Annotated in this window: 17 protein-coding genes; 2 read left to right on the plus strand and 15 right to left on the minus strand. The window is 56.0% G+C overall.

Translation table 11 applies throughout. The features are described 5' to 3' along the window. Positions 1-7: 7 nt before the first annotated feature. The 15 genes from HMPREF3042_RS02720 to HMPREF3042_RS02780 form a co-directional block, all read right to left on the minus strand. Positions 8-394 carry a capsid cement protein gene (locus HMPREF3042_RS02720; protein WP_083327408.1) on the minus strand — a complete coding sequence of 129 codons (387 nt, stop codon included), beginning with the start codon at positions 392-394 and terminating at the stop codon, positions 8-10. Positions 395-398: 4 nt separating this feature from the next. Next, positions 399-1295 carry a major capsid protein gene (locus HMPREF3042_RS02725; protein WP_070855999.1) on the minus strand — a complete coding sequence of 299 codons (897 nt, stop codon included), beginning with the start codon at positions 1293-1295 and terminating at the stop codon, positions 399-401. Next, positions 1296-1571: a hypothetical protein gene (locus HMPREF3042_RS02730; RefSeq protein WP_070856000.1), complete on the minus strand. Its 276-nt coding sequence runs from the start codon at positions 1569-1571 to the stop codon at positions 1296-1298. A gap of 2 nt (positions 1572-1573) precedes the next feature. Continuing rightward, positions 1574-2026: a hypothetical protein gene (locus HMPREF3042_RS10750; RefSeq protein WP_141764775.1), complete on the minus strand. Its 453-nt coding sequence runs from the start codon at positions 2024-2026 to the stop codon at positions 1574-1576. Next, on the minus strand, positions 1995-2324 hold the full coding sequence (locus tag HMPREF3042_RS02735; RefSeq protein WP_210403428.1) for a helix-turn-helix domain-containing protein: 330 nt from the start codon (positions 2322-2324) through the stop codon (positions 1995-1997). Before HMPREF3042_RS02735 ends, HMPREF3042_RS10750 begins: the two co-directional genes overlap by 32 nt. A 46-nt stretch (positions 2325-2370) precedes the next feature. Next, on the minus strand, positions 2371-2697 hold the full coding sequence (locus tag HMPREF3042_RS02740) for a hypothetical protein (RefSeq protein ID WP_070856002.1): 327 nt from the start codon (positions 2695-2697) through the stop codon (positions 2371-2373). Further along, complete coding sequence (locus tag HMPREF3042_RS11105) at positions 2698-2985, minus strand: WhiB family transcriptional regulator (RefSeq protein WP_070856003.1); 288 nt, start codon at positions 2983-2985, stop codon at positions 2698-2700. It lies immediately after the preceding gene. Continuing rightward, positions 2982-3167, minus strand: coding sequence for a hypothetical protein (locus tag HMPREF3042_RS10825; RefSeq protein WP_070856004.1), 186 nt, complete (start codon positions 3165-3167; stop codon positions 2982-2984). Before HMPREF3042_RS10825 ends, HMPREF3042_RS11105 begins: the two co-directional genes overlap by 4 nt. A 2-nt stretch (positions 3168-3169) precedes the next feature. After that, positions 3170-4618, minus strand: coding sequence for an AAA family ATPase (locus tag HMPREF3042_RS02755; RefSeq protein ID WP_070856005.1), 1449 nt, complete (start codon positions 4616-4618; stop codon positions 3170-3172). 1 nt (position 4619) lies between these two features. Next, on the minus strand, positions 4620-5129 hold the full coding sequence (locus HMPREF3042_RS02760) for a hypothetical protein (RefSeq protein WP_070856006.1): 510 nt from the start codon (positions 5127-5129) through the stop codon (positions 4620-4622). 141 nt (positions 5130-5270) lie between these two features. Next, complete coding sequence (locus HMPREF3042_RS11050; RefSeq protein ID WP_255467742.1) at positions 5271-5402, minus strand: hypothetical protein; 132 nt, start codon at positions 5400-5402, stop codon at positions 5271-5273. Beyond that, entirely contained in the window at positions 5399-5734 is a 336-nt protein-coding gene (locus tag HMPREF3042_RS02765; protein WP_070856007.1) for a hypothetical protein, read from the minus strand. Before HMPREF3042_RS02765 ends, HMPREF3042_RS11050 begins: the two co-directional genes overlap by 4 nt. Before the next feature lie 84 nt (positions 5735-5818). After that, the gene (locus HMPREF3042_RS02770) at positions 5819-6187 is read right to left on the minus strand and encodes a hypothetical protein (RefSeq protein WP_070856008.1); all 369 of its coding nucleotides are present in this window, start codon (positions 6185-6187) and stop codon (positions 5819-5821) included. Positions 6188-6207: 20 nt separating this feature from the next. Beyond that, complete coding sequence (locus HMPREF3042_RS02775) at positions 6208-6402, minus strand: hypothetical protein (protein ID WP_070856009.1); 195 nt, start codon at positions 6400-6402, stop codon at positions 6208-6210. Positions 6403-6421: 19 nt separating this feature from the next. Beyond that, positions 6422-6619, minus strand: a complete 198-nt coding sequence (locus HMPREF3042_RS02780; RefSeq protein WP_070856010.1) for a helix-turn-helix transcriptional regulator — start codon at positions 6617-6619, stop codon at positions 6422-6424. Between the two features lie 120 nt (positions 6620-6739). Between HMPREF3042_RS02780 and HMPREF3042_RS02785 the strand changes: the two genes are divergently transcribed. Then, positions 6740-7270 (plus strand): helix-turn-helix domain-containing protein, encoded by a 531-nt coding sequence (locus HMPREF3042_RS02785; protein ID WP_070856011.1) that lies wholly within the window; start codon positions 6740-6742, stop codon positions 7268-7270. A gap of 99 nt (positions 7271-7369) precedes the next feature. Further along, positions 7370-8524: a tyrosine-type recombinase/integrase gene (locus HMPREF3042_RS02790; RefSeq protein ID WP_070856012.1), complete on the plus strand. Its 1155-nt coding sequence runs from the start codon at positions 7370-7372 to the stop codon at positions 8522-8524. The last annotated feature ends 175 nt before the right edge of the window (positions 8525-8699 follow it).

Genomic DNA, 8699 nt, shown 5'->3' on the forward strand with positions numbered 1-8699 from the left:
GGTCTCCTTAGTGAGCGAGGCTAATCAGCGCGTCGGTGTCAGCGTCGGCATCGTCAACGCACCAACCAACGATGTGGCTGTTGTCGGTGGCGGTAGTTGCCTTGCCAGCGTCACCAACGGTTACCGGGTCTCCTGCCTTCAGGCCGGTGGCGGCGGTGATGGTGACGATGCGGCCGGAGCCACGCGCAACACCAACGTGCTCGCCGGTGTCGGCGTCGTACTTAGCGACTCCGGCAACTGCCTTGCCTGGGGTGGCGGTGGCGACGCTGATAAGGCCGCTGGTGAGCCCCTTCGAGTAGGTGACGAGGGTCTTGCCTGTCACCTGGTCGGTGGCAACGGCGGTGAGGTCGGTGCCGGGGTTGAAGCGCTCTTGCATCTGATTGTGGAAGAACATTGGTTTACTCCTTAGAAAATTCGATTACCCCGATAGCGGACGGGGTAGTAATTCCCATGACCGGCATTGCGTATGCCTGTGTCCAGGTCTGTCGGTGTGCCTCATCTCGCCATGTGGTGACGGTCAGCGGCTCTTCGTACTTGACGAAACCGGCCTTTCCGGGGTCAACGAAGTAAGCCAGATCGTCGGCCACAAAGTTGGTGGAGATCAGGTCGAGGCCGAAGTCTTCGAGCATGGTGCCGAGGTCGGAGCCGTAGACCATTCGCAGGGTTGCCTTCATTGCCGGGGAGACCAGCATCTTGGTGTACTCGATGCCGAGCTCTTGCTGTTCGGCGACTGCGAACAGGTTGGCGATATGGGAGTGAGGGCGGTCAGCTGGTGCTGTGATGGTGGTTGGGTTGCCGTCGAGGACAACGTCCTTCCAGCCGGTGCCGGGGATTGCGAGGGTGTTGGTCTTGTGGGCATCACGGGCGGCTTCGATAGTTTCGATTGCTCGCTGGTTGAGCTTGCGCACAAGAGTGTTGGACAGGACGCGGACGTCGTTGTCGAAGTCGATTGCCTGGTTGCGGCGGCGTGCCTCGTCGCTGGTGGCGAACTTGCCGCCGTAGTCTTCGACGCGGGCGAGCTTCGCTTCTGGGCGCTCGCGGTAGACGATGGTGTACTCGTCTCCTGGCATGCGCTGTGCAACATCATTGTCGGTGTAGAAGTTCTTCTCCGTGGTCTCGGAGTAGATCACGGCGCCACCCTGTACGGGCGAGTTGTCCTGTGAGAAGACGGTCTCGACAATCAGGTTCGGGGTTGCCAGTTCTGCGATTCGGTGCTCAATGATGGTTGGGTCATTGAGGACGGAATCAACGGTGATAGTGCGGTCGTTGAGGTCTGCCGCTCCGGGGTAAAACATTTACTTATCCTCCAAGCAAGGGTAGTGAGCAAGGTCGAACTCGATCGTGTTGACGGTTGCGTTCTCGTAGGTGTCTTCAGCTGCGAGACCAGCGAGGTATCCCTGTACCCATGCACCAACAAGTTCCGGGGTGCGGTAGGACGGCGGGTTGGGGGCGAGAGCCGGGGTCACGACATAACCTCGGGTGCTGCCGGTCTCGAATAGGTTTTCTGGGGCGTTTTCCATCGCCTCACGGAAAGTAATGACGTTGGCGATTTGCGGCTTAGATGTGAACATGACTATTTCTCCAGTAGATCTCGAATGTCTTGAAGACTGGTTACTGCTGGCCATTCCGCTCCGAGAAGAGCGAGACCAGTAAGGCAAAAACGGAATGTTCTGCCTTCGTGTTGGAAGTCGAGGGCGGCTTCGATACTGCGCTGTGGATAGGCTTTTGAGACGTTGTCGTACAACCAACGAGGAAGGTCTACGAGGTCTCCGAGCAGTACGTCGCCAGCCTCGCCGGTGCGTAAATTGACCACACGCCCCAGGGAAGGAGAGCCGGAGAAGCGTGGGTCAAAGTGTCCGAGGCGGACGGGGATAGCGGGTAGATGTGGTGCTGCTGCGACGGCGGAAGCAAGGTCAGCGCGGGTTATGGCGCATTGTCCTGTTTCTGCGTTCCAGGTGCCGACGCGGGCGAGCTCCACATCTGCAATTGAGCAATCACTCGCGGTAGTCGCGGAAGGCCACGACATCACTCCTGTTGAAGATCCAGAAGCCTTGAGGTTTGGCGCCGGGGAGCCTGCCTGTTCTGGCGAGTGCTCGGACGTTGGGCTCGCCACAACCCAAAATTTTGGCGGCTTCGGCGGAAGTGATTTGCTCATACTCCACAGTCTCGCCGGTGTCCTCAATTGGCTTTTGCGTCTTTACGTTGTCGTAAACGGTATTGGCGAAGGCAATCATGCTCGCCGGAATCTTGGCGCCTTGACGGGCGAGAGCTGCGTTCGCTTCAAGTAGAGTTCTGGCGATTTTAGTTGCTTCTTCCGGGCTCAAGATGAAACACGACTCCTTGTAATGATGCATTCCTTATCGGCTCCTTCTAGTAGTCCAGACACACCGCGATGAGCTCCGGCTTCGTCAGACCGGCGGCGGGGATACCGAGGGCGGTGGCGTAGTCCTCCCAAACTTTTTTCGGCGCGGCCTTGCGAGGCGGTGCCGGTCGCTGCTCCTGTGGTGTCGGCTCGTCTGGTTCCTTGACAGCGGGAACTTGGTTTCGTGGTGTCGCTTGCTTAGTGGACTGCTCGGCGGGGTGGGCTGATCCACTGCGGATAAGACGCTCGCCGGTGGTTGCCGTGGTGGTGAAGACGGCGCCCTTCTTAACGAGAGTGCCGTCGATGAAAATTGAAGTTAGTGCCGTGAGTTTCACTTAGTTCTCCTTGTTGTCGTCGAGCAGCGATCCTGCCCAAAGTCCTTGCTTGTGGTCATTCTTGAGTTGGCCTGCAACCGTGGTGCATTGAGTGAAAACAGGGCACCTCCGGCACAGGTTGCGGGCTTGGTGGTGGCGGGCTTCGCGCTGCTCCGAGGTCTCGCCATGAACAGTGAGGTCGAATAAGGGAGCGTGGCCTTTGCAAGCGGCTCCGTCGAGTGAGGCATCGGTGATGGGGCGGAGGCTTGCCGGCAGGCGCCTAACCTTCGGGAACGGTGGTGTCTTCACTCGTCGGCCTCCAAGAGGTCGGCAACAGCGTTGGCTAGCTGGATCATCTGGTCTTCGTCGAGCAACATTGCACCGTGTGGAGTGCCGAGGAACCACTTGGTTTTATCGCGTGAATCGGGGCGAAGAACGATGCTTAGCCTCTTCTTTGAATTGACTGTCCGGCACCTAATGTGACGCTTCACGACTACTTGGCTCCTTGTGCTAGTAGGTAGTTGCCCTTGAAGTCCTGGACGATGAGACCGTCTTCTTCGAGATGCTTCAAGGCGGGGTCGAGGTTGTTCTCAGGGTCGAGCTTGGTGGGGATTGAGCCGGTGAGCGCTCGCTTGGAGAGCCCTACTTCTGGGCTAAGAGAAGAGAGAATGGCCGAATACACGTCAGGATTGACCGACCTCTTAACACGCATGTCCCTACTGTCCCTACTAGGGTTCGGGGCGCTTTTTACAAGATGTTCTTGCTGGTCAGAGGTAGTTTTTGTAGTAGGGACACTATGATTTCCACTATTTGTAGTGGGGACACTGCATTTATGCAGGTCAGAGACAGTAGGGACAGCAGGGACACCTCTATACGCATTGGGAGACACAGTGTCCCGGCTAGGCAGTGACCACAGCGCGGTTCGAGGTTTGGTCTGCGTGTAATCAGAGACGCCACCGAGCCGCTTAAAAGCGCGCTGGACAGTCTTAGCAACCTTGAAGCCAGCCTTGGCCGCTTCCTCTAGGACAAGCTGGCGAGGTACCCCGTTCTTGCCTTCGAGGAAGTCTTCGAGCCAGACCTCACAATCGGTACGATCCATCTTGTCAACGTCGGAGTCTTCAGGTGCGAGAAGGTCACTGATGCTTCGATTAGAGACACCGTCGAAAACGGCCTTGCCGACGGGAACGGTTTCACCTTCGATGAGAACGTCAGCGGGCTCGATATGCGCGTCGAGAGTGACGGCATGCGGGGCTAAATTGTGCTTCGTCGTAGAAACAAGCAATTTGCCATCTTCGTCCTTGGCAACTGCGATAACAGAACGTGCCACCTGGCTCCAGGCAATCGAGCCGGTAATCAACTTTCCTGTGTCTGCGGACTCTCGCTTACCGAAATGAACTAATCCAAGGAAGACACACCCTAGTTCGTCGGCAATCCGGTTCATTGGGTCGAGCATGCGTCGGACGGACTCATCACGGTTGCCGTCGATGCTGGAGGCCATTGCCGACTTCGCGGCGTCGAGGACAATCATGCCAATGTTGTTGTCTTCGATTACTTGGCGAAGGTGTGGAAAGTGAGCGGGGAGGACGAGGCCGGATTCGATTGGGTCTTCGCCGTCGTACTGGAGTTCGATATCAAGGAAGTAGATGCGCTCAAGGTCTGCGTCGGCAGCTCGGAGGCGGGGAACAATCGTTGCTTCGCGGCTGTCCTCGGTGTGCAAATAGATGACGTTTAGCGGTTCCTTGTTATCGAGGTTGCCCAGGGTAGCGGCTGCAACCCACGCGCATGCAATCGTTGATTTACCGACGCCTTCACGACCTCCGAGAAGGGTAAGGCCATTCCACGGGATCATGTGCTCGACGAGCCACTTGGTTTGCTTTGACTTCACTGTCGATGCCTGCACGAGGTTGAAGACAGTCTTCGGTGCACGATCTGGGGCGGTCATTCTAGGCCACCTTCTTCAGGCGACGGTGCGGGTGCTCGATACGCACAAACAAGTCAATCTCTGGTTGATAAACCTCCTGGAGTGAAGTCTGAATAGTCTCCAGCGGCGCGGTCTTCGTCTCCTTGATTAAGCGACTGAAGATTGCGCAAGTCTCGGCGCGGAACCTGTCTTCTCGAAGGCTCTTAGCGAGCGGAAACGCCATGTCTCCAGTGGACTGGTCAGTAGCGATATCTAGGATTGCAAGCTGGACTCCACGGCCAAATTCGCCGTTCATCGAACCATTAGCGACCGATTGATCGCGAAGAGCTAGACCAAGTGCTTCGCGCCCGTCGATAGTGTCCAGGCCGGGAATCTCCAGTAAGGTCTTGTAGACGATTCGGAAAGGTTCTGTGGTGAAGTCTTCCGCTTCGACGCTTTCCAGTGCCTGCCGGCGAAGGCCGGGGGCAAGGTCAAGGACTGCCGAGAGGAACTGTGTGCCTCGGTAGCTGGTCTTCTGTGAGGGTGAACTCACCAATCCTCCTAAAAGCTCGGAGTCTGCATCTGATTTGAAGAGGGACTGCGGAAGCTCAATCCCTGCTCCCGGTCGGAGAATCGAACTCCGTCAAACGAACCATTCCGGGAAACCCTGCTTATCGTTGTGTCACAGCAGCGTTTAAGCGCTTTCTGTTTTTACGGCGGCGTAAAGCAGACTGGTGACGTCGAGGTGTGCGAGCAGGGTGGCCGCGTCCTCGACAAGTGCTGTGTCGGCCTCGTCGAGAAGCTCGGTGCAAACAATGGCGGTCATTCGTTGGCCTCCCAACGGTCGGCCAGATCCAGCGCCATATCTGCCGGGATGAGGAACTTTGGCCAATGGTTGGCCATGCTCTTTTCGAGTCGCTTCATGTCCCGGCAGACCGGGCATGGGTAGTACGCGACGGACAGCGGCACGCCGTTGCTATCAACCTTCACGGGGGTTGAGTCTTGCCGGGCGATGAACTTTCCACACGCGGTGTGGTCGCCTGCCTCCGTCTGGCGGACGATGATGTGTGCCGCAATCCTGCGACGTCGCCTTTTCGATTTCGTCCCCGTCTTCTTATCGGAGATATGTTCGAAATCTGTGTTATTCTTGTTGTGCATCTTTCGAGATGTTCCTTCCGTCTCCTGGTTCGGGATTGGGTAGAGGATTAGCGTCTTGCCGTGTCGGCGGTGAGGCGCTTTTTCTTATTTCGGGGTGGCCAGCATTGCCATGACTGCCTTTTCTCCCTGTTCTGTCAGGTACTTCATGGCAGTGCCGAAGGAGTCTTTCGCAATAAGCTTGAGGAGCGTTTCCTTGCCGAAGTGGGCAATCATGCCGTCGAGCATTTCTTCCTTATCGATGTTGGGTGCGAAGTCGTAGGACTCGCCCTTAATGACGCCGATGTAGTCGGCGAGTACTCGACGAAATACGGGCTTGATGCGCTCGACGAGGATCTCCTGTACTTCGAACTCCCACGCGGCGCCTTCCGGCGAGCGGTCTGGCATGTGCTCCAGAATGAGCGGGAGCGTTTCGACGGTGGTCAGGAGAATGTAGGAGTTGGCGTAGTTGGACATTGGTTCTTCCTTCCTGGGGGTTAGTTGTCTTCGTCGCGGGTGGCGGCTTCGTAGTCGGCGTTAGCGATTCGGAAGTCGATGAGAGCACCGGCGACAGCTTCGTCGGCATTGACGTTCTCTCCGTTCTCGACTGCTCGGAGGACGGCGAGGGCGAGGGTTATGGCGGCGTCGGCGCGGAAGAGGGTGAGTTCTTCGGTGGTGTACTGGTTCGGCATTGTGGTTCTCCTTTTTGGGTTAGGCGGCGTCGGCGGGGAGTTCGTCGAGGCCGAGTAGGTCGAGCAGTGGCTTCGCTGGTACTGCGTAGCGGCCACCAATTCGAATGATCGGGACGGGGAAGTCTCCATCTCGGATAGCTGCGTATGCGGTGGACTCGCCGATTCGTAAAGCGCGTGCAGCCTCTCGGACGGTGAAGACGGTTGGTTGAGTTCTCATGTAATACCTCCAGTTCAACAAAAGCGGGAGAATTCAACAACATGTTTAACTTAACACGATAGCGGGAATTCTTGCAACACTTTGTTGAAAATTCCCGAAAATGGCTGATAGGTTTGGTTCATGTCTTTTGCCGATGAAGAGTCCAGGCTTATCAGGAGAATGACCGAAAAACGCCTTGAAAAAGGCTGGTCACAGAACGAATTTGCTCGCAAACTTCAGGAAGTCGGACTTAACTGGAAACAGCCGACAGTAGATCGAGTGGAAAAGGGAGCTCGACCGCTGCGCTTCACAGAAGCTCTAGCGATAGCGAAGTTCTTCGGCGAGACGGTCGAGTCAATGAGCGCACCGGAAGAATTCACGCGGTGGCAACTCTTAGTTCGAGAAGCGGCCGTAGCGATACTTGCCGAGCGGCTCGTTCACTATCAATGGGAAAATGAGCGCATGGAAGAGAGGGTCATCGAAATCTATGGCCGCTCTGTTTATGAAGACCTACCTAAGCCGTTGGCTAAGTGGGTTGATTGGATTAGCCACAAATCGCCAACAACGCAAGCATCACTTGCGCTTTACGACCATGACTTTGACTTGTACGAGGCGGCGGCGCAGGAATCGGGGAGAATCTTTGTATCGTCTATGCATTCAGTTCCGAAGTAGAGACACCATCAGCGAGACAGCTCCTTTAGCAGGCCTTGCGCAATCATCAGCGTTGTTTCTACAGGGTGTGCCGAAAGTGTAGAAAAGGGAACCACCACAATGGCACGAGGCAGACCAGCACTCACACCAGGAACCTGGGGCGAGATAAACATAAAACCAGTCACAACCGATGAAGAAGGCAAACCAACCCGCTGGGAAGCAGACACGCGGCTACGACTCACCACAGGCGAAACCGTCAGAGTCCGAGCACGTGGACAATCGGCAAACAAAGCCAAGACCGCGCTGAAGCAACGATGCGCGCAAAGACTCGAAGAGCACACCGACCACGCGGAATTATCGTCGACAAGCACCTTCTCGAAACTGCTCGATGAATACCTAGCCGTCAAAAAGACCGACGGCACCAAACCGCAATCCGTCGACAGATACACCGACGTCATAGAAAAGCATCTGAAACCCACCCTCGGAGCGCTAAGGCTCAACGAGATAACGCCTCTCGTTATGGATCAGTGGCTTCACTCGTCTAAGCGTCGCAACGTCCAGCAGTGCAGAACAGTCCTCAACGGAGCGTTCGGGCTCGCTGCTCGTTACCGGCTCATTGGCCATAATCCAATGAAAGATGTTCGACCACTGAAGACGGCCAAGAAAGAGGTCAATCGACTTACATCTGAAGAAGTAACAGAGTTCCTTAAAGACCTGCGAAAAAGCGATTACGAATACGTTTACGACGTGTGCGTCTTAGCGCTGCTCACAGGGTTCAGAGCAGGGGAGTTGTTAGCGCTCAACTTCAGCGACATTGACGAGGAAAAAGACCCGCCAGTCCTTACCCTCAATGCAACGATTAGTTACTCGAAGGCAACGGGGAACATTCGCCAGGAGCACGGCAAGACCGATGCGGCCACACGCTCAATCTCATTAGCGCCGAAGGCAATGGAGATTATTCGGAAGAACAAAGAGCGCCACGGCGAATATCTCCCGATGGTGTTTCCGTCGGCTACGGGAACGTACAGGTGGGAGAATAATTTCAACGAAGATTTTCGGACGGCGCGCGGCGAGCGGTGGAAGAACGTCACGATCCACACGCTTCGACGGACGTTTAGCAGCGTCGGCAAAGGCAACCTCGACCCGTGGTCTCTTGCTGTTGCGATGGGTCATGCCGACAGTTCGATTACCGAGAAGTTCTACATCGCACGTGACGCGGTGGACGTCGCAGCATTCGCAGACCAGCTAATCCCGGATAAGGACGAGGAAGTGTAACGCGGCGGGAACTGTCCAAAAAATGTCCAAATAATAACCGGAATTACCGAATACCAGCGAAACTAGGCGGGTTAACTAGACCGTTGACCAGTAATAATAGGAATCTCGGTCAGTGGCAGGAACCAACATTATCGCCCTTTAACACCCTTTCAGTGTGGGTTCGAGTCCCACTGGG

Source organism: Corynebacterium sp. HMSC074C05, assembly GCF_001838325.1.
GTDB classification, from domain to species: Bacteria; Actinomycetota; Actinomycetes; order Mycobacteriales; family Mycobacteriaceae; genus Corynebacterium; species Corynebacterium amycolatum.